This is a genomic window from Novosphingobium resinovorum (genome assembly GCF_027922145.1).
Classification (GTDB): Bacteria; Pseudomonadota; Alphaproteobacteria; order Sphingomonadales; family Sphingomonadaceae; genus Novosphingobium; species Novosphingobium resinovorum.
Genome location: NZ_BSFC01000047.1, coordinates 1 through 17895, shown reverse-complemented (window position 1 = coordinate 17895; position 17895 = coordinate 1). Strand labels below are relative to the sequence as shown.

The 17895-nt window shown below is 62.3% G+C and carries 18 protein-coding genes; 13 read left to right on the top strand and 5 right to left on the bottom strand.

Annotated features, from left to right (window positions below):
- Positions 1–359: 359 nt before the first annotated feature.
- Positions 360–683, top strand: a complete 324-nt coding sequence (locus PKE80_RS25150; RefSeq protein WP_271184821.1) for a hypothetical protein — start codon at positions 360–362, stop codon at positions 681–683.
- On the opposite strand, the gene PKE80_RS25145 is transcribed toward PKE80_RS25150, so the two are convergent.
- Together PKE80_RS25145 and PKE80_RS25140 are read right to left on the bottom strand one after the other, a co-directional pair.
- On the bottom strand, positions 684–1238 hold the full coding sequence (locus PKE80_RS25145; RefSeq protein WP_271184820.1) for an HD domain-containing protein: 555 nt from the start codon (positions 1236–1238) through the stop codon (positions 684–686).
- A gap of 57 nt (positions 1239–1295) precedes the next feature.
- Positions 1296–1730, bottom strand: a complete 435-nt coding sequence (locus PKE80_RS25140; protein WP_271184819.1) for a hypothetical protein — start codon at positions 1728–1730, stop codon at positions 1296–1298.
- A gap of 441 nt (positions 1731–2171) precedes the next feature.
- Between PKE80_RS25140 and PKE80_RS25135 the strand changes: the two genes are divergently transcribed.
- The 4 genes from PKE80_RS25135 (at position 2172) to PKE80_RS25120 (ending at position 5340) form a co-directional block, all read left to right on the top strand.
- Entirely contained in the window at positions 2172–2633 is a 462-nt protein-coding gene (locus PKE80_RS25135; protein WP_271184818.1) for a DUF736 domain-containing protein, read from the top strand.
- A gap of 68 nt (positions 2634–2701) precedes the next feature.
- The gene (locus PKE80_RS25130) at positions 2702–3700 is read left to right on the top strand and encodes an SLOG family protein (RefSeq protein WP_271184817.1); all 999 of its coding nucleotides are present in this window, start codon (positions 2702–2704) and stop codon (positions 3698–3700) included.
- Entirely contained in the window at positions 3700–3915 is a 216-nt protein-coding gene (locus PKE80_RS25125) for a DUF6117 family protein (RefSeq protein ID WP_271184816.1), read from the top strand. The genes PKE80_RS25130 and PKE80_RS25125 overlap by 1 nt, the downstream gene beginning before the upstream one ends.
- Positions 3916–4380: 465 nt before the next feature.
- Entirely contained in the window at positions 4381–5340 is a 960-nt protein-coding gene (locus PKE80_RS25120) for a DUF2493 domain-containing protein (RefSeq protein WP_271184815.1), read from the top strand.
- 217 nt (positions 5341–5557) lie between these two features.
- Here the strand turns inward: PKE80_RS25120 and PKE80_RS25115 are convergent, their stop codons facing one another.
- Positions 5558–5788, bottom strand: coding sequence for a hypothetical protein (locus PKE80_RS25115; protein WP_271184814.1), 231 nt, complete (start codon positions 5786–5788; stop codon positions 5558–5560).
- 512 nt (positions 5789–6300) lie between these two features.
- Between PKE80_RS25115 and PKE80_RS25110 the strand changes: the two genes are divergently transcribed.
- The 5 genes from PKE80_RS25110 to PKE80_RS25090 all read left to right on the top strand — a co-directional run bounded on the left by PKE80_RS25110 (position 6301) and on the right by PKE80_RS25090 (position 12835).
- Positions 6301–6609 carry a ribbon-helix-helix protein, CopG family gene (locus PKE80_RS25110; RefSeq protein ID WP_309299008.1) on the top strand — a complete coding sequence of 103 codons (309 nt, stop codon included), beginning with the start codon at positions 6301–6303 and terminating at the stop codon, positions 6607–6609.
- Positions 6606–8615 (top strand): type IV secretion system DNA-binding domain-containing protein, encoded by a 2010-nt coding sequence (locus tag PKE80_RS25105; protein WP_271184813.1) that lies wholly within the window; start codon positions 6606–6608, stop codon positions 8613–8615. The genes PKE80_RS25110 and PKE80_RS25105 overlap by 4 nt, the downstream gene beginning before the upstream one ends.
- Positions 8612–11569, top strand: a complete 2958-nt coding sequence (gene mobF / locus PKE80_RS25100) for a MobF family relaxase (RefSeq protein WP_271184812.1) — start codon at positions 8612–8614, stop codon at positions 11567–11569. Before PKE80_RS25105 ends, mobF begins: the two co-directional genes overlap by 4 nt.
- Entirely contained in the window at positions 11559–12182 is a 624-nt protein-coding gene (locus PKE80_RS25095) for a lytic transglycosylase domain-containing protein (RefSeq protein WP_271184811.1), read from the top strand. The genes mobF and PKE80_RS25095 overlap by 11 nt, the downstream gene beginning before the upstream one ends.
- Before the next feature lie 104 nt (positions 12183–12286).
- Entirely contained in the window at positions 12287–12835 is a 549-nt protein-coding gene (locus tag PKE80_RS25090) for a hypothetical protein (protein ID WP_037517263.1), read from the top strand.
- A gap of 420 nt (positions 12836–13255) precedes the next feature.
- Here the strand turns inward: PKE80_RS25090 and PKE80_RS25085 are convergent, their stop codons facing one another.
- Entirely contained in the window at positions 13256–14467 is a 1212-nt protein-coding gene (locus tag PKE80_RS25085) for a cytochrome P450 (protein ID WP_271184810.1), read from the bottom strand.
- 284 nt (positions 14468–14751) lie between these two features.
- Here PKE80_RS25085 and PKE80_RS25080 point away from each other — a divergent pair, with 284 nt between their 5' ends.
- Positions 14752–15309, top strand: coding sequence for a nucleotidyltransferase family protein (locus PKE80_RS25080; RefSeq protein WP_037517261.1), 558 nt, complete (start codon positions 14752–14754; stop codon positions 15307–15309).
- 163 nt (positions 15310–15472) lie between these two features.
- Here PKE80_RS25080 and PKE80_RS25075 read toward each other — a convergent pair whose 3' ends face one another.
- Positions 15473–16381 (bottom strand): LysR family transcriptional regulator, encoded by a 909-nt coding sequence (locus PKE80_RS25075; protein ID WP_271184809.1) that lies wholly within the window; start codon positions 16379–16381, stop codon positions 15473–15475.
- Positions 16382–16508: 127 nt separating this feature from the next.
- Here PKE80_RS25075 and PKE80_RS25070 point away from each other — a divergent pair, with 127 nt between their 5' ends.
- Positions 16509–17255: an SDR family oxidoreductase gene (locus tag PKE80_RS25070; RefSeq protein ID WP_271184808.1), complete on the top strand. Its 747-nt coding sequence runs from the start codon at positions 16509–16511 to the stop codon at positions 17253–17255.
- A gap of 57 nt (positions 17256–17312) precedes the next feature.
- Entirely contained in the window at positions 17313–17756 is a 444-nt protein-coding gene (locus tag PKE80_RS25065) for a carboxymuconolactone decarboxylase family protein (protein WP_271184807.1), read from the top strand.
- Positions 17757–17895: the final 139 nt, after the last annotated feature.

The following is a 17895-nucleotide window of genomic DNA, read 5'->3' as shown; positions in this document are numbered from 1 at the left end:
CGCAGCGGACCTATCCCGCCGCTACCGTGGCCGACTATTCCACCGCCGTTCTCAGATTATCGGAAATCGTAATTGACGTTGCGCGACCGAGGCCCAAGTGACTGGATCAAAAAATCTCACTACCGACAGAGCGCGAGAAGGTCGGCAGTGGGATAGCCATCAAACTGGGGCGTTGAGCGACCTCGGATAGAGAATGGCATAAGGTATGTACCAGGCACCGTCTAAGGCCTGCTGGACTGATGAACTACTGATCCACTGCGATCCTCTCACATCGAGAACGTCTGTATCTACCCAGGCCCGCTCAACTGGTGGCAGTCTGGGGGCGACTGTTGTGCATGCAAGACGAAGGAGCCAACGCGATGAGCCGATATGAATTCCCCGGCCGCAGCGAAGGTGTTCGCGTCTCGATGGGTTGGGACCGTCCTCTCGCGACCTTCTTTGTCCAGGTCACCCAGTCGGGAGGCGGTCGCGATGAGCAGGACGATATGCTAGTCTGGCAAGGCACATGCCCCGGGGAGATTAGCACCGCAGCTCAAGCTGTACGCATTGCGAGAGACCACGCGGACCTACCCGATGGCCTTGGCAGGGTTCTTGAAACCGATCGCTTAAGGACGCTGGGCATCGAAGACGGCCCCGCGCAGCGCGCGGGCAAGGATCTCATCGCGCGCAATGCCCGTCGCTAATTAGTCCGATCGCTGCTCCGGCTCCAGCCCAATCGTGACGGATGCCTCTCTGACGAGGCTGGATGCGAGTGCGTACAGGCCCGGATCACCGGCTCGCATTCTGCTCAGAACATGCGCCTTCTCGCGTAAATAGACCCGCGAAAAGTCGGGATCGTGCGCGACGATCGAATGGGTGTTGCTGATGAGATCCGCCAGCTTGATCGTCTGGGCCTCAGGCGAGATCAGGGCCAGACGCTCGGCCTCGGCGGCCTTCCGCGTTGCCCTGTTTCCTTCATGGCACTGATCCGTGAGCTCCATCACAAGAGCTGCGACATCCCTCCCGAACTGCGCTTCGATTTCCTCGCGCGTGACCGGGGTGTCCTCGATGGTGTCATGCAGTAACGCTGCTGCGAGCATTTCTTCGGTATGCGCGACACTTTCCACGATCTGCATCACCTCGACCGGATGGTCTATGTAGGGCTCGTTGGTATACTTGCGCTTATGGCCGATCGAGCCATGCGCGTTCGTGGCGAACGCGAGAGCTCTTGCCACCATCCCGGATCGTGCCTTCGTCATGCCCCACATTCCGCGACACCGCCAAGCGTGTCGAGTCACTTTCGTTGCGAAACCAGATTATGCGGCGGTAGCGGCCACGATCTCGCGTGCGAAACGCGCCATGTCCACGCGCGCCATCATCACGCCGACATGAGCCGCCAGATAATTGGCAGCACTTTGTGCATCGAGATGGCGCACAGTGTCGTAGAGACCTCGAACGTACCGGCCACCGCCGCCGATGACGCCGGCGAGCTCGATGCGTGCTTCGCTTTCATCATCGAGGATGCCATCCTCTATCTCGGACCATATCTGCGAGAGACAGTCAGCGAGCGCTTCCGCGTCATAGTAACCGCTGTCCAGGCCAACGCCCAATGACCGGGCCGCCAGTTCTATCGTGACATCGTCGGACACCGGATCATTGATGATGTCGAGAAGGGGAAGCTCCACATTGTATGAGGCGAGCCAGAGACGCATCTGTCCAAAAAATCCAAAGGGCTGGGATGGCGTGAACATATAGCGAACATATAGTGTGCGCAAGCTCGTCGATCGGTAATCCGTCCCCATCCTGACGTGCATGACACGGCCGATCTATTTGCGGCGCTTGTGCCTTGCCCTCTCCCGATCAAGTTCATCAGCGGAGGCTTGCAGGTCTCGCGCAAGCTGGCTGAGAGCCCGGCTTGCGCCCAGACGACTGAGGCCATCGCCGGTGCAGACGCTACCACTGCGGGCGGAGCGTTGTAACGCCAGGCCAGCGATGGCTCTGATCGTTTCTGAGTCCATTCCACGACGATAGCGCAACTCAGGAAGCGCGCACAGCGGGATCGCAGCGGGTAGCGGCGCCCTGCACGCGAAGCGGGGCGGCAGGCGGGGAGGGCGCGTTCGAGAGAAGAGACGGGTCTCGATGAGTGTCGGTTCGGAATGGTCCGAGCGGCATAACGTCGAAAGGTAAATCTTATGAACATCGGTGAATTCAAGGTCGTCAACGGTCGTACCCTTGGCTGGATCGCCACGCGCGACATCGATCTTCCCCAGCTTGGTCTGCGCCCGGTCGAGAGCCAACACGAGCGTGCGCCGCTCTTCGAAATCCTCGCGCTCAATGTCGGCAATCGCTGGGTGCAGATCGGCGCATTGTGGGAGGCGGTTGCGCGCAACTCGACGGGCGAAACGTTCCTGCAGGGCTCGATCGATGATCCCAGTCTCGCTGACCCGCTCTCCATTGCCCTGTTCGGCAACGAGGAAGACGGCTTCCGGGTCGCATGGCGCCGCCAGCAGCCCCGCGATGTCTTCGCGCCGGTCATTCGCGGCGGTGAGCGCCAGAGTGCTAGCGGGCAGGGCGGCTTTGGCGAAAGCACGGCCGGGCCGGGCGGAGAGATGGCGGGGGCCGGGGCAGGGTTCGACGACGACATTGCCTTCTGAGGTGCCGAGCCGGTCGGGGGAGGTGCGCCTCCTCCGGCCATTCCCTCCTTCGTTCAGGAGCCATTGCCATGACCTCTTCAAGCAGCGTCCACCGCTTTGCCGACCTAAAGGAACTCTACGCCGAGATGACCGCGACCTCCGAATTCCGGGCAGTGTTCGGGGATCCGGAGCACCTCTCAATCATGCAACCGGGTGAAGAACCCACCGACCTTGAAATGCCTGACCCGCTGGCGGCGCAGGCCGACTGCGGTGGGATCGTCGCGTGCATCTTTGACCTCCTCACGGATACCCGTCTCGAACACTTCGCCCCCGAAATTGCCTGGGGCCTCGTCAATTCGTTCCACTTCACCGCGGGCAAGCTCGAGCGGCAGGAGGATATCCTCGCTCAGGAACTTGGTGACCTCGCACGCAACCCCGAGATGAGCGAGGTCTACGCGCGCAGTCTGGAAGACAAGCAGCTTGCCTGCCGTTCTGTCGCCGAGCAACGCGAGGCGATCGAGACGATGCGCGACTTCGCGGCAGCGACCTATCATGCCCTGTCAGGCTGGCCCTGGTCGCCCTCGCGCGGTAGCCGGACCTCCAAGGCCATTGCCAGCCAGGTCGACGCCCTGGATTTCCTGCGGGCGCGCAGCCTCGCCGCGCGTGAGCGCCAAAATCCGCAAGGACCGATCATTGTCTTCTCGGGCCCGTCCGTTTGGCATGACCATGCGCAGATCTTCGAACGCCTCGATGCAATCCATGCCCGGGTGCCGAACATGACTTTGGTCACGACCGGACAACGCGCTGGTGCCGATGCGATCGCCGCAGGCTGGGCCGCGAGTACAGGACGAAAAGTGCCGCTCGTGGCCTTTCGCCTTTATGGCTCCGGCATGAAGAAGGCGTTCGATCGCAATCGCAAGCTGGTCGATCTCAAACCGGTCGAGGCGGTGCTTTGCGAAGGTTCCGGCGTGCAGGCGAACCTCTACCAGTCCCTGCGTCAGGCCGGTGTTCCGATCCACGCCTTCCGCAAGGCGGATCAGACGTCGGACACCGTCGCCCTTCGGAAGCGCACAGCAGGGAGAGGGTGATGGCGATCCCGGAAGCACACGCTGCGAATTTCCAGACGCTACTGGATGCAGCATCGCAAGGGCATCTTGCCCTCATGGAATGCACCGATGCGGTAACAGGCGAGCCACGCTACGTCATCTGCGCAGTGGGACACGATGAGGGCGAGTACGTGATGACCCCGTTCGGTCATCTCCACGACGGTAACCCCTACCAGGCGTATATTCCGCCCGTTTAGGTCTCCGGCACCTGGGAGTTGCCAGCCTAATATTGGTACTCGCAACCTCTGCCCGAAGATAGGCTTCGGGCAGAGGTTGCGGCCCTTTAGCGGTGAACTTGTGCGCCATCGAGGGAGTGCCCTAGCATGGGGGCACTTGGACAGGCCGCCAGAGCAGCGAGTCTATCGGTGAGGCGGTGCCCAGCCGAGAGTGTGCCCTTGCAGGGGCATTGAGCCCCTGCAAGGGCAGCTCTTCTTCTATCTATCAAGTCCTCCAAGTGTGGCGCGGGACCGCAGCGGCCTCAAGGACGACGGGGCCCCACCATTTTGCCCGGCGGTTCACCCGCACCGCCCCGACGCAGCGCCGTGCCCGCCGAACAAAATCGTTACCCCCATCGCCGCTGGGCGGTCGCTTCGCGATCCTTGACCCCGCTGCTCGGAGCCCGCGCCGTTGGGGGGACCTCTTTCAAGAAAAGGAGGTTCACAATGACCACTGCAAACACGCACTACACCTTCCGGATCCTTAGTGACGAGGGGAACGAGCCCACCGATCGCTTCGATGATGCTTTCGCGCCGCGGATCGGCGAGGTCCGGATCGTCCGCACCGACGAGGCGCTGGACCTCGAGATGCCGGGGGCTTTTGAAGCGCAGATGGCGACCGAAATGCTGGTTACCACGCTGTTCGATCTGCTGCGTGATACGCGCCTGCAGCCTGTTGCCGACCGGCTGGCCTGGGGCATTGTGCACAGCTTCCACAAGGTCGCCGAACAACTCGACGGCGAGGGCGACAAAGCAGCGCGTGAACTGCGCGAGATGATCCGCAGGCATGATGGCAGCGAGATCGCGACTGCTACGCTGGAGGATGCACAGACCCTATGCCAGGGGCTCGACGAGGCGCGCGAAGCGGTTGCATGCATGCGCGATCATGCGGCAGAGGTCTACCGCGCCGAGACCGGTCGGCCCTGGTCCAGCCCGCGCGGCACGCTCGCGTCGAGCAAGCGGACAGCATCGGTGATCGCTGCTTCGGATTTCCTCGCCGCCCGCCGGAACCGTCGAAACGAAGCACATGCCCCGAGCGGGCCCGTCGTCATCTTTTCCGGCGGCCAAGCGTGGGAGGATCATCGTAAGGTCTGGGAGCGGCTCGACGCCATCCATACTCGCATCCCCGAGATGGTACTTGCGACGACTGCCCAGACCAAGGGTTGTGACGCCATAGCTGCGGCCTGGGCGGCACGATCGGGGGTCAAGGTGGTCGCTTTCACGCTGGAGCGCTGGCGGTCACTTGGGCGTAGGGCCGGGTTCGCCCGCAATGAGGCGCTCGTACGCCTCAACCCGGCGGAAGCTTTCGTTTGCGAGGGTAACGGCCTGCAATCCCATCTTGCTCGGCTGGTGCGCAGTGCCGGCATCCCGGCGCACTTCCTGAAGGCCGATGAACAGACGCGTTGAGCGACGAACTTACGACACAGCGGCGTCGATGCAGGGGGGGATGGCCTCCTGCATCGACGCTTTTTCTGTGGCGGCAGGGATCGCTCTGCTCAGGGACGGGGCCCCGCAGGGGCCCGCCCGTCGCAAAGCGACGCGGCGCGCCGATGGCGCACCGGCCTCCTGCGCGCGGCTGTCGCCGTGCTCGTCGCTGGGACGCCGTTCCGGCGAATTCTCGGTGTCATCCAGACGCAGCCGGCACTGCCTTCAGGGCTGCTAGGGCTTTAGTCCCACCGATCCGGATAGCCAGTGTAAGCAGGTCCTTGAACTCGCGTTCCGAGAGCATCTCGACAGCCAGGCTTCCGGCAATCTCACCATAGTGGCCTCGCAGCGCCTTGCGCACCGTTTCAGCCTCGTCCGCCAGGCTTCGCTGGTCGGCTTCGAGTTTGGCCAGTTTTTCACGGTCAGTCATTCTGGGCATCGTTGTTCCTCAGCGAGAGGCATGCCCGCCACGACGCGATGATGACGCAATCGGCCGAAGTCTTACACCTCAAAAATGAAAGGTTCGGCAAAATGCCGAAAAGATCGAAGATGCCCCTTCGGGGCGCCGCGCGCCTGCCGGCACGAGGCAGGCGCAGCGGGAAAAGCCGCTGCGAAGCAGGGACGCACGGCCAAAGCCGTTTGTGAATGCACCGTACGCACGGGTGCTGCGGTAAATTTCCAAAGCAATTATAATGTCTTATATGCGTCAGACTTGGTTGACATGCTTAATAGTCGGCGGCTGACACGTCGGCCCGGTTTCCATGCGCTTCCCTCAAGCGCCTCAGATCGCAGCGGATAACCTGTCCGACATGTCTGACCACGGTGGTGTTCCAGAATTTCGGCCCCAGTCTGCCTACAATCGTCACGGCATTGAGTGAGCGAACGGGATGGGGTAATCTGTCTGCGCTTCAAAGACAGTTCCGGTCGAGCCTCTGAAAAGGGATGCTCGACATGACCCGCATAAGCGTACGGCTCGATCCGGAGCTTCACGACCGGCTGCATCAGCGCGCCGCTGGTGCGCAATTGCCCTTCAGCGAATTCATCCGATCTGCGCTTTCCGTCGCGGCCGAGCAGGATGGCAGGTACATCTACTCGTCACAGGACGAGATCCTGGCGACCTGCATCCAGACATTTGCCATCCTCGCGACGTCTTTAGGCGACCGGGCACCCGACACTCTTGCCAAGGGCATGGCGCATGCCAGGACCCTGCTCTTACAGCGCGGCCTGCTCGATCCCGAGCAGCGCTCATGAGCATCTTTCGGAACGACACCCTCGGATCCTGGACGCGGGGTGGCCAGGCGATTGTCCATAACGTGCGGATGACGACGCAGGTCTTCTTCCAGACCTTGCTGGCGGGGATAGCGCTGTGGTTGATCGGCACCGTCTGGTGGGCGCTTGAACATACGAGTGACTACCAACGGTTCGTCCTCGCCAAGCTCATCGAGGCGACCTTCAAGACCGACGCGGCGCCCGGGACGAATGACCCGGTCCAGTTCAGGACGCCCGGGGGCAAGGCGTACTGGACATCGGCTGATTGGCTGATGGCCTCACCCCTCGCCAAACAGTCCCTGCACGCGTTCGAACGGGCCCTGATTGAGGGAGCACTGTTTGCCGGGATATTCGCTGCGGCAGCGCTCGGTGTCGCTTGGTTCACCTTCACGAAAACGGGACGAGGTCTGGGGTCGAACGAATATCTGCGTGGGGCCCGCTTCGGCACGATCCGGCAGATCCGCGCACTGCTTCGCAAGCAGCCTCGGGGGAGCTTCTCCATCGGCGGTGTTCCCGTTCCCGGTGCCTTCGAGCCCGAACACATACTCCTGTGCGGCGCACCTGGAACCGGAAAGACGAACCTCATCGTCAAGATGCTGGATGGCATCAGGAGTGCCGGTAATCGGGCGATTGTTTACGACACGGCCGGGACGTTCGTGGAAAAGTTCTACCGCCCCGGGCGCGACGTGATCCTCAATCCGCTCGACAAGCGAACGAGCCGCTGGTCGCCTTGGGGCGACGTTCCGCGCGATTATCATTATGACCAGATCGCCGAGTCTACGATACCCGACAAGGGCGCCGACCCCTTCTGGGCGAAGGCTGCGCGCGGCACGCTCGTTGCGGTGCTGCGCAAACTCGCCCGCGAACGGGAGATGCTGGTCTCGATCCTTCTGGACCGCCTTCTTCGCTCCCGGATGAAGGATCTGGCTGCATTCGCCGCGGGGACAGACGCAGCCGCTTTTATCAGCGTTGAGGGGGAGCGAACATCCGCAGGTATCCAGGCCGAACTCGCTTCGGTCATGCGCTCGTTCTCGTACCTGGACGACACGCGGAAGGGTCTGTCGATCCGCGAATGGGTAGAGAACGAGGAGGGCGACAGTTGGCTTTTCATCACCGTCAAGGCGGACCAACTGCCGTCATTGCGGCCCCTCATCACGGTGTGGCTCGACATCGCGATATCCGCCATCATGAGCCTCGCACCGGACCGCGAGCGACGCCTTTATTGCGTTATCGACGAGCTCCCCAGTCTACAAAAACTACCTTCCCTGTCCGACTTTCTGGCGCGTGCCCGGAAGTACGGCGGCTGCGGAATTCTGGGTTTTCAATCCTACCCGCAGCTGGAGGCAACGTACGGCATCCAGGATGCGGCGGCGATCACGGGATATTGCTCTACTTGGGTCGCGCTGCGCGCCAACGATACCCCGACCGCTAAGCATGTCTCCGAGAATCTGGGGCAGGTCGAACAGGTCGAAGCCAACGAAGGCATGTCCTATGGCGTGAACGACATGCGCGACGGCGTGAACCTCTCGCGGATGCAGGTGACGCGTCCACTCGTGATGCATACCGAGGTGACCAACCTTCCGAACTTGTCCGGCTTTCTGCGCTTTGGGCGCAATCTGCCGGTCGTCCGGTTCGCTGACGCTTTCAACACCGTGCCCTCGATCGCGGAGGGGTTTGTCGAGCGGGATACGCCGCCTGAGCGAGATACCGGCGGAATTACCAGCGCAGCCAAAGAAGGTCCACGCGGTCGCTCCAACGCCACTGCGGAGCGTGAACCAGATGTGCAATCAAACCTGTTCATTTCAACCCCGGAGGAGATACCTGCGACCGATATCGCCTCGGAGACCGAAACGAAACCTACGTCAAAGACTGAAGCGCAAGCCGGCGCGCTCCCTCAGATGCTTGCCCCCATTCGGGGCGGCATCAAGGTCGATCTTAACGTATTTGACCGGGAAAATGGGCCCGTGCATCAGGCCCGTCCGGCATGATCCACCCGCGCCGCCTCAAGGGGGCCGCGAGCAACATCGCTCGCTACTACACCGTCGGCGATTACTACACCAAGGGCGCCGACGAGCCCTCGGAATGGGGCGGGGCTCTCGCTGCCGAACTCGGCCTTCACGGCAACGTCGATGCCGATGTGTTCAAGGAATTGCTGGCCGGCGGGGTCAATGGACAGCAGCTCGGACGTCACCGTGCCGATGGTGAAATCCGGCACCACCCCGGGTGGGACTTCGCGGTCAATGCGCCGAAGTCCGTGTCGATCATGGCGCTCGTCATGGGAGATGAGCGGATCCTCGCCGCACATGAGCACGCCGTGGGCGTAGCGCTATCCTACCTGGAGGAGCACGCCGGCCTTCGCCGCCGAGAGAATGGCGAGATCAACCACCATACGACAGGCAGGTTGCTCTTTGCGCGCTTCACCGAACATGCAAGCCGAGAGCTTGATCCGCACCTTCATACGCATGTCGTCGTCATGAACATGACCAACGCCCGGGCCGGTGAGGAAATGTCCAGTCTGGAGACCCGTGCGATGTACGCGGAGCAGATGGTCGCGGGACAGGTATACCGCAACGAACTGGCGCATGAACTGCGGCGGAGCGGGTTCGCTATCGAATTTGATCCCCGCCGGGGGCTATTCGAGATTACCGGTGTCCCGGGCGAACTGATTAGCGATATGTCGCAGCGCGCCGAACAGATCGATGCTCATGCAGCCGAGCATGGCCTGACGGGGCAGGCCGCGCGCCGCCGGTCCTTCTACCAGACGCGGCGCGCCAAGGCGAAAACCAGCCTGGAGGGGCTGAGGGAACAATGGGATGCGCGTGCATCCAAGCATCAGCCTACGCTGAAGGCTGTGCTCGACCGCTCTCTGGAGGTGGAGGCATCACAGGAAAAATCACTTAGCCTTCCGGGGGACGCCCGACGCGCAATGCTGTTCGGGATCCGGCAGGCTGAAACGCAGGAAGCGGTTAACAACCTGGGCCGGATGCTTCGCTTTGGTCTCGCCTCACATGTCGGTGAAGTTCGGCTTTCCGATATCAGGCCCCTGATCGCCGAGCACGAAGCCAAGGCGAAAATCCTGGCCACGAAAGAGCCGACCGGGGACCGCCTCCAAACGCGTGGACGCACTACCAGGAAGACAGCGAGAATGGAAATGGCGCTGGTCTGGCACATGGCACTTGCCACCGATGATGCGAGACCACTGGCGACAAGCGATCGTCTTCTTCGGGTGCTTGAGGTGGCCGGTCTGCGCCCGCCGCAGGAGCAGGCGCTGGTCGATATCGCACGTTCGAGAGATCGTGTGGCAGGGATCCACGGCGTAGCGGGGGCTGGTAAATCCACACTCATTCGAGCGCTTGCGCAGGCGGCGGCGCCGGAGCATCAACTCATTGCCCTGGCACCCACCTCTTCGGCTGCGGCGAACCTGGGGGCCACCGCAAGCATACCTTCCCGGACGGTGGCCAGTCTTCTCGCAACCGGGGGGAGGGGCCTTTCCCGTGACCACGTGCTGGTTCTCGATGAGGCAGGCCAGCTGGGCAGTCGCCAGGCTCTGCGAATTCTGGAAATCAGCCGCGAAACTGGCGCTCGCCTGATCCTGGTCGGTGACAACAAGCAAACAGGCGCCATCGAACAGGGCAAGCCATTCTGGCTGATGCAGCGCCTCGGTCTCCCTACCGCGCAGTTGCCTGAATCGCTGAGACAGGAAACGCGGTCGATGAAGGCCGCGGTGACGTTTGCTCGAAATGGAGATTATGCATCCTCGCTTGCGCATCTGGACAAGGTGGAGAGTGGCGGAGAGACCGGGCAACTCGCACGTAGCCTTGTGGACCAGTGGACGCGGCTTAGTCCACAGAACCGCGAAACCACGAACATTCTTGTCCTTGAGAATGCCACGCGCCTTCGCGTCAATGCACGTATTCGCGAAGCTTTGAGACGCGAAGGCATTCTAGCGGCGGAAGACACGCGTCTCGATATCCTGGCGCCAGCTGGCCTGTCAGACCAGCAGAAGCATTTTGCGAGGTTCTATTCCGGGGGGCAGGTCGTGATCTTTGCGCGCGACAATGCTTCGCGCGGGATCGCTCGCGACACCGAATACCGGGTCGTCGGGCTTGGACGGGATGCGAACGGGCGGCAGATCATCAGGTTGGTAGATGAGAATGGCCGCATGATCAGGTGGGATCCTCGTCTCGGCCAAGTCCGCCACGTTAATGTCTTCAATCGCGAAGAGCGTACACTCGCCGCAGGCGACCGTATCCAGTGGCGGCTCGTCAATCGGGAGCTGGAGCTGAAGAACGCCGAGCGCGGCACGGTTATTGCCCTTGATGGGAGCCGGGCCACCATCCGCTGGGATCGGGACGAACGTGTTGCCGATGTCGATCTTGACCGGCACAAGACCTGGGATCACGGCTATGCCGAGACCGTGTTCTCCGCGCAGTCCAAGACGTATGCCCGTGCCTATGTGCTGGCGCCGGTGAATTCTGCTCTGGTGACGGGGCAGAACTTTTACACCGCAATCACCCGGGCACGTTTCGGGGTTAAGCTCTGGACCGAGGACGCGAAGCGCCTCGCCGAGAAGCTCGATCGCTTCACAGGTGAGAAGTCGTCATCGTTGGAGGGTCTTGGGCGTCTCGATCGGAGTGCAATTAGCACAATTCGTGATCGTCACGCGGCCTCTTTGGCGCGATCCCGCAACGACCAAGAGGCTGCCCGGGAATTTCAACGCGATCGAGAGCTTGAGCGCAAAATCGACCGGAGGCCGGGAGCGCCGCGAGGCGCAGGGCGAATTGCCGGCAGTGCGAAGGCAGTTGCGGACATGCTCGACGGTCTTCTCGTGCGCATCATCGCCAAACAGACTGCAGAGCGCTCTCCAAGTCGCACCGAGACGACAACTCACCCCCATGGGAATGGAAATCATGCCAGGAGGCAACAGCGACATGACCGATGATCCCAATCGCATGCCAGTTCACCATTGCCGCCGCGCGACCTCTCGCTTCTTGGGCGCATTGATGAGCGTGACGCTTGCAATCCATCCGTGTTCGGCAGCCGCTGTCCCTGTCCCTGTCCCTGTCGCGGCGGGCGAGATCCAGATCGCCCGGTGCATCGGTTCGGTCGCGAATGGCCGTGTCTGGCTCGAGCGGACGCTTTGGGGGCTCCGTGATCAGGAGGCAGGGTGGATCGGCGCCGAAGTCAGGAACAGCAACGGGACGCACGATCTGGGACCGCTTCAGGTGAACAGCTGGTGGGTGCAACGGATTTCCGAGCTTATAGGCCGCAGGCCAGAAGTCATCCGTTCCTGGCTGGCAAACGATGCGTGCTTCAACGTCAGGGCCGCCAACTGGATCTTTCTAAGCGGCCTGGCGGTGAGCAAAGACTATTGGCGGGCGGTTGGAATCTACCACTCTCCGACGCGATGGCGCCAGGCCCGTTATGCTCACGGAGTCGCGGTACATATGAGGCGGCGGTTTGGTGAGCAGGTTTTTGCGACCTCGACTGCGAACCTCGTCGCGGCGGAGCCCACGGTTGGCCAAGTGCGCATCCAATTCCCAAAGGTTCCCTAATGGCACTTTACCCGGACGCGCTGGTAAAGTGCCATCTGCGGTAAATGGTCGCCGCGAAAAGAAAAGGGATTCACACAGAGTCCCGGGTGTGCTTGATTCATGGTATGTTCCAGCTTGACCTATTCGCCAGCGGGAAGACCGCCGACGCCAAACCCAATCCGCAGGGGCGCACCGGCGTGCCAGGCATTCTGGAACGTCTGACTGAGGCGTGCGAGCGACCGCGATATGCTTACATGGTGCTGAACCTTATCGCCCAGGCAAGCAGCGGAACTGGTTCTGCGGGCCCCTACGTCGTGAGCAGCGACCGGCGGATGACCGTACGCGAATGGCTGTGCGATGCCATCGCTCCGATCGGGCGCCGGGATCCGAATGGTGTGCGAATTTCTGAACGTGTCAGGAAAGACCTTGCCGGCAAGGGAGAGTTGCCGGACGACCACGCTCAGGCGGAGCAGTTAATCGAGGAGATCGTTCGTGAGCGTCTTCGAGCCTCGGGCCTGACGAACGTCAGTCGCGCGGTATCCGAGCTCGTCCGCGCGGGTCTCTTACACCGACACTATCAGGGATATCGGGTTGATCATCAGAACCGCGGGGCGCAGCGGTTGGCGGTCTATACGCTCACGGATGAGACACGGCAGGCGCTCAAGCTCACCTGACCGCGATTATTGCAATGATGCTGATGGGCCTCCGAACGCCAGCGTCGGCCCAAGCCGGTGCGCCACGCCATCGGCAATCGCGACTGCCTAGGGTCTTCCGGCGATGCGGCGCGGACGGCCGCCTTCATGCTGACCCCATGGTTTTTGGCGATGCGCTTGATATGCGACACGCTGTCTAGGATCTCTGAAGTCGCCACACGACGCTCCCCGCCTGATCTGCCAGCGTCTGGGACACGATCCACGGCTTAAAGTGCTGCCCGCCCCGGTTAATCTAGGGGCGTTCCCGGTAGAGATGGCCTGGAACGTGCGCTATCGCAGACCCGGCACATCGCTGGCTACGATTGCTAGTCGTCGATGTCATGCGGAGCCTGCGACCAGTGCGATGGGCTTAGTCAGCGCGGCAACGGAATGAATTGAGAGCTAATCAATGCTCGCGTTCCACACCAGCGGTATGCAAGTGCAGGCGCCCACATTTCCTCCCTTCATTGTGACGGAACGGGCGGGATCCAGGGAAATGTCCGGCATTCCGGCCAGCCATTCGCGCAGGAACACTATCACTTCCATTCGCGCCAGTGCCGCACCGACGCAGCGATGCGCCCCAACGCCCATCGTCGTGTGGCGGACAGGAATGAGTCCGCGATCGAATTGCACGGCTTCGGGGGCATCGAAGCAGGCCGGGTCGAGGTTGTGGAGCACGCTGGGGAGATAGACCAGGTCGCCCTTCCTGATGGTGAGGCCATCGACTTCGACATCGACGATGGCATTGCGGCTTACCGCCACGGTTGGGTACCGACGCATCAGTTCATCGGCCGCGGCGGGGATCATATCCGGATTTTCACGTAGCATCAGTTGGTCTTCGGGATGGCGGGCAAGGTGAAGCGCGACCATGCCGATCATCGCCGCCACCGTGTCCAGCCCTCCGAACAGCAGGTTCCGGCACATTCGCTGCGCTTCGTCGACGCTCCAGGGGCGGTCCTGCACTGGTAGCGCCAGTATGCGGCTGAACAGGTCGTCGCCCGGTTCGCGCATGCGCCGTTCGATGAAAGGCCACAAGTAGTCGTCGGCGGCCTGCTTGAGCCCCTCGACCGTCATCGACCCATCGGGGCGGGTAAGCTGCACGCCAAGTTGCCGCAGCCGCGGCCGGTCCGCGAGCGGCACCTCGATCAGGTTGAGAAAGATGTTAAGCGGCAGGATTTCGGCAAACTCCGAGACGAAATCGCACGCGCCCCGTTCGCGCAGTCCGGCGATCAACTCGCGCGCGGCGGCCTCGACGCCCGGTTCGAGCGCGGTAATGAAGCGGGAGGCAAAGCCTTTAACTACCGGTCCGCGAAAGGCCTTGTGGGCGGCTCCATCGGACTGGAGCGGAATGAACTGCATCACCTCGCCAAGCCGCGGCGTTACGGCGAGGCATTCGCTCGACAATCGATCTGCATCGGCCCAGAGTCGACGCACGATATCGCCCCGCGCGCCGATCCAGTGGCCGCCGTTGGCGGTCGTCCACACCAGGCCGGGCCCTTCCAGCAGTGCGGTCCAGGCCGCGAAATAGTCGGTTTCGATACCCGGCGGATTGAAGATGTCAAAATCGACCACCCGATCGGTCGGGACGTGCGATGGTACAGCTGCTGCAAGCATGGTGATCCTCTTCCGTCGTTTTCTTTTTCAAGGAGGCTACCATGGGCGGGCTCCGGCTTTGCCTGTGGTTTACGGCAGGTCAGCGCCGTCGCCGATGTGTGTCAGGATGCCCAAGGCTGGAGCGCACAAGTCGTTGATTGGTTGGCGGATGAATTCGGCGGCGACTTTCCGAACATGACTGGCCTGTCGCCGCGTTACCCCAAGTGTGAGACGGACTGCATTGGCGGCGCGAATCAAGCGTTTTTCCGCCTGTTCAACTTAGCAGGACACTTTACGGTTATCCGATGGACCGGGTTTTATGCGTATCTTCCATTCTTCGCGCTGATCCCCATCGTTGGCACCTTCTGGGTGTGGTCGCGGCACTGGAATTGCCGGACTGCTGGATCGGCGCAGGCTTCGTCAGGAATGCGGTGTGGGACCATCTCCACCAAAGATCCGCTATGCCGATCTGCGGTGATGTCGATGTAATCTGGTACGATCCACGTCGTGCCGATGCGATCCATGACAGAGAGTTTGAAGCGCTGCTGAGAGTTTCGGAGCCGTCCATCATCTGGTCGGTCAAGAACCAAGCCCGGATGCACGTTCGCAATGGCGATGCGCCTTATAGTTCCGCGACCGATGCCATGCGGTTTTGGCCCGAAACAGCCACCGCGATCGCCGCACGCCGCACACACGCAGGTGACTGCGAGATTGCGGCCCCGTTCGGTCTACACGACATGTTCGACCTCGTTCTGCGTCCAACGCCCCGCTTCGAGGAAGATAAGCGCTCAATCTATGAGGAACGGATCCAATCGAAATCATGGCGTGATGCCTGGCCGCTCCTCACCAGGATTGAAATCTGACGCAGCAATGCGGCGCCTCCCGTCACGGCACGTTTCAGGTTCCCGCCTCGGCGAGGGTGTGCCTAGGTTCTTAGGGCGCTCAACCGGATACTTCTGCTGGCGCCTGACCGTCCATGGGAGCCATCGCGATCGCGTGCGATGTGTCCTTGAACAACGCGACGCTTCAGTCTCGCTCCCACGGTGGGACGCCTTTGAATGCTTCGCTCAGGAAATTCACCATCAGCCGTACTTTGGCGGAAAGATGGCGGCGGCTGGCGTAGAGCGCCAGGATGTCGATGTCCGGCAGGCCCCAGCCAGGCAGCAACTGCACCAGAGTGCCCGCGCGCAAGTCCTCGCCGATCAGGAAGCCGGGTTGCCAGGTGATCGCCTCGCCGGCGAGGGCGACAAGACGGGCGGTGTCGCCGCTGTTGGTGCGCAGGCGCGTCCCAACGCGCACGCGCGTCTCGGCGCCGTCCGCATCGAGCAGCGTCCAGACGTCGGGCTCGGGCGCGTAGCCGTAGATCACGCAGGCATGATCGACGAGATCGGCGGGCGTCTGGGGGGCACCGTGCCGCGCAAGATAGGCAGGTGCCGCGCACAGCACGTTGCGTGAGGTTGCCAGTTTGCGCGCTACGTAAGCCTGCGAGCCGGCGCGTGAGATGCGGATGCCCAGGTCGTAGCCCTCTTCGACGATGTCGACGACCCGGTCGCTCAAAGCGATGTCGAGTTCGACTTCGGGGTGCAGCGCCATGAACCGCGGCCACAGCGGCGCGAGGTGACGGATGCCGAATACCAGCGGCGCGTTTATGCGCAGCCGGCCGCGCGCGCCCTCCGCGCTGGCGGTGGCCGCAGCCTCGGCTTCCGCCACGTCGTCGACGATCGCACGGGCGCGCTCGTACAGCGCCTCGCCGGCCTCGGTCAGCGACAGGCGCCGTGAGGTGCGGTTGAGCAGGCGAGTGCCCAGATGGGCTTCCAGTTCGGCGATGTAGCGGGTGACGTTGGCGGGCGAGGTGTCGAGGGCATCGGCCGCGCGGGCGAAACCTCCGCGCCCGACGACGGCACAGAACATTTCAAAAGCGCGCAAGCGGTCCATGGCTTCATCCTTCAGCTTTCCTGAACGAATGATGCATTTTCGGGCCATCGATCAAGGCCCATGGTTGCAATAAATCCCTTGTTGTCGCCGACGATGACCGCCGGCTTCTGATCAAAGGAGCTTTTTCATGACCCGTCTCGCCAACAAGTTCGCGCTCGTCACCGGCGGCACCAGCGGTATCGGCCTTGCCACCGCCCGCCGCTTCCTCGAAGAAGGCGCTGCCGTCGCCATTACCGGCACCAGCGCTGAGAAGCTTGCCGCCGCCAAGGCCGAGCTGGGCGAGGTGCTGACCATCCACGCAGATGCCGGCGACGTTGCCGGACAGGCGGCGGTCGTGGAGGCGATCCGCGCCGCTTTCGGCCGGCTGGACGTGCTGTTCGTCAATGCCGGCGTCGCCGATTTCCGTCCACTGGAAGCGTGGGACGAGGCGGGCTTCGACCGCTCTTTCGCGGTCAACGTCAAGGGCCCCCTTTTCCTCGTCCAGGCGCTGCTGCCGGTGCTCGGCAAGACCGCCTCAATCGTCCTAAACGGCTCGATCAACGCCCGGCTCGGCAAGCCCAACTCGATCGTCTACGCCGCGACCAAGGCGGCACTGATCTCAATGGCCCGCACGCTGTCAGGCGAACTGGTCGGCCGGGGCGTGCGGGTGAATGTCGTCAGCCCTGGTCCGGTGACGACGCCAATCTACGGCAAGCTCGGCCTTTCCGACGGCGACTTGTCTGGCATGAAGGACTACCTGATCGAAGCCATCCCGACCGGCCGCTTCGGAGACCCGCTCGAGATCGCCGATGCCGTCGTCCATCTTGCCTCGGACGAGAGCCGCTACACGGTCGGCAGCGAGCTGATCATAGACGGCGGTATGAGCAACCTGTGACTGTAACCTGGTGACGCCCGGTAACGGGCGTCACCCTGAAGGAGACGTTCAATGCGAATGGACTACAACAAGGCAGCTCCGCAGGCCATGAAGGCGCTCGGCGCAGTATACGGATATGTGGCCGACAGCGGCTTGCCCAAGCGACTGATAGATCTGGCCTACCTTCGGGTCAGCCAGATCAACGGATGCGCCTACTGCATCGACATGCATAGCCGGGATTTGATCCAGGGAGGGCTAGCGATCGAGACCCTGGTGCTGGTGCAGACCTGGCACGAAGCCGGCGCACTGTTCGACGACAGGGAGCGCGCTGCGATGGCATGGGCCGAAACAGTGACGCAAGTGGCGCAGACCCACGTGCCGCAGGCCGACTACGACGCCGCCGCGCACGTGTTCGGTGAAAAGGAACTGGCCGACCTGACGCTCGCGATCGGTCTAATGAACGCTTACAACCGCATGGCCATCAGCTTCCGTGCCAAGCCGGCGGCCGCGGTCAAAGCCTAGCCTAACTAACCGAAGCCTTCCTGCCCGCCTACTGGATTGGATGTGAGCGCATCGGCTTCCTCGAGGCTGCACCCTTGCCGGCCAGCTGGTCGGCCGTGAACAATGCGATGTTCGTTTCGGCGACGGGTAGATTGCGTCC

Bases quoted from the DNA above. Each gene is read 5' to 3' on its own strand.
- PKE80_RS25095 (WP_271184811.1), top strand. From the start codon at position 11,559: ATGACCGATGATCCCAATCGCATGCCAGTTCACCATTGCCGCCGCGCG.
- PKE80_RS25105 (WP_271184813.1), top strand. From the start codon at position 6,606: ATGAGCATCTTTCGGAACGACACCCTCGGATCCTGGACGCGGGGTGGC.
- PKE80_RS25135 (WP_271184818.1), top strand. From the start codon at position 2,172: ATGAACATCGGTGAATTCAAGGTCGTCAACGGTCGTACCCTTGGCTGG.
- PKE80_RS25070 (WP_271184808.1), top strand. From the start codon at position 16,509: ATGACCCGTCTCGCCAACAAGTTCGCGCTCGTCACCGGCGGCACCAGC.
- PKE80_RS25130 (WP_271184817.1), top strand. From the start codon at position 2,702: ATGACCTCTTCAAGCAGCGTCCACCGCTTTGCCGACCTAAAGGAACTC.
- PKE80_RS25065 (WP_271184807.1), top strand. From the start codon at position 17,313: ATGGACTACAACAAGGCAGCTCCGCAGGCCATGAAGGCGCTCGGCGCA.
- PKE80_RS25140 (WP_271184819.1), bottom strand. From the start codon at position 1,730: ATGTTCACGCCATCCCAGCCCTTTGGATTTTTTGGACAGATGCGTCTC.
- PKE80_RS25125 (WP_271184816.1), top strand. From the start codon at position 3,700: ATGGCGATCCCGGAAGCACACGCTGCGAATTTCCAGACGCTACTGGAT.
- PKE80_RS25075 (WP_271184809.1), bottom strand. From the start codon at position 16,381: ATGGACCGCTTGCGCGCTTTTGAAATGTTCTGTGCCGTCGTCGGGCGC.
- PKE80_RS25085 (WP_271184810.1), bottom strand. From the start codon at position 14,467: ATGCTTGCAGCAGCTGTACCATCGCACGTCCCGACCGATCGGGTGGTC.
- PKE80_RS25120 (WP_271184815.1), top strand. From the start codon at position 4,381: ATGACCACTGCAAACACGCACTACACCTTCCGGATCCTTAGTGACGAG.
- PKE80_RS25090 (WP_037517263.1), top strand. From the start codon at position 12,287: ATGTTCCAGCTTGACCTATTCGCCAGCGGGAAGACCGCCGACGCCAAA.
- mobF (WP_271184812.1), top strand. From the start codon at position 8,612: ATGATCCACCCGCGCCGCCTCAAGGGGGCCGCGAGCAACATCGCTCGC.
- PKE80_RS25115 (WP_271184814.1), bottom strand. From the start codon at position 5,788: ATGACTGACCGTGAAAAACTGGCCAAACTCGAAGCCGACCAGCGAAGC.
- PKE80_RS25110 (WP_309299008.1), top strand. From the start codon at position 6,301: ATGCTCGACATGACCCGCATAAGCGTACGGCTCGATCCGGAGCTTCAC.
- PKE80_RS25080 (WP_037517261.1), top strand. From the start codon at position 14,752: ATGGACCGGGTTTTATGCGTATCTTCCATTCTTCGCGCTGATCCCCAT.
- PKE80_RS25150 (WP_271184821.1), top strand. From the start codon at position 360: ATGAGCCGATATGAATTCCCCGGCCGCAGCGAAGGTGTTCGCGTCTCG.
- PKE80_RS25145 (WP_271184820.1), bottom strand. From the start codon at position 1,238: ATGACGAAGGCACGATCCGGGATGGTGGCAAGAGCTCTCGCGTTCGCC.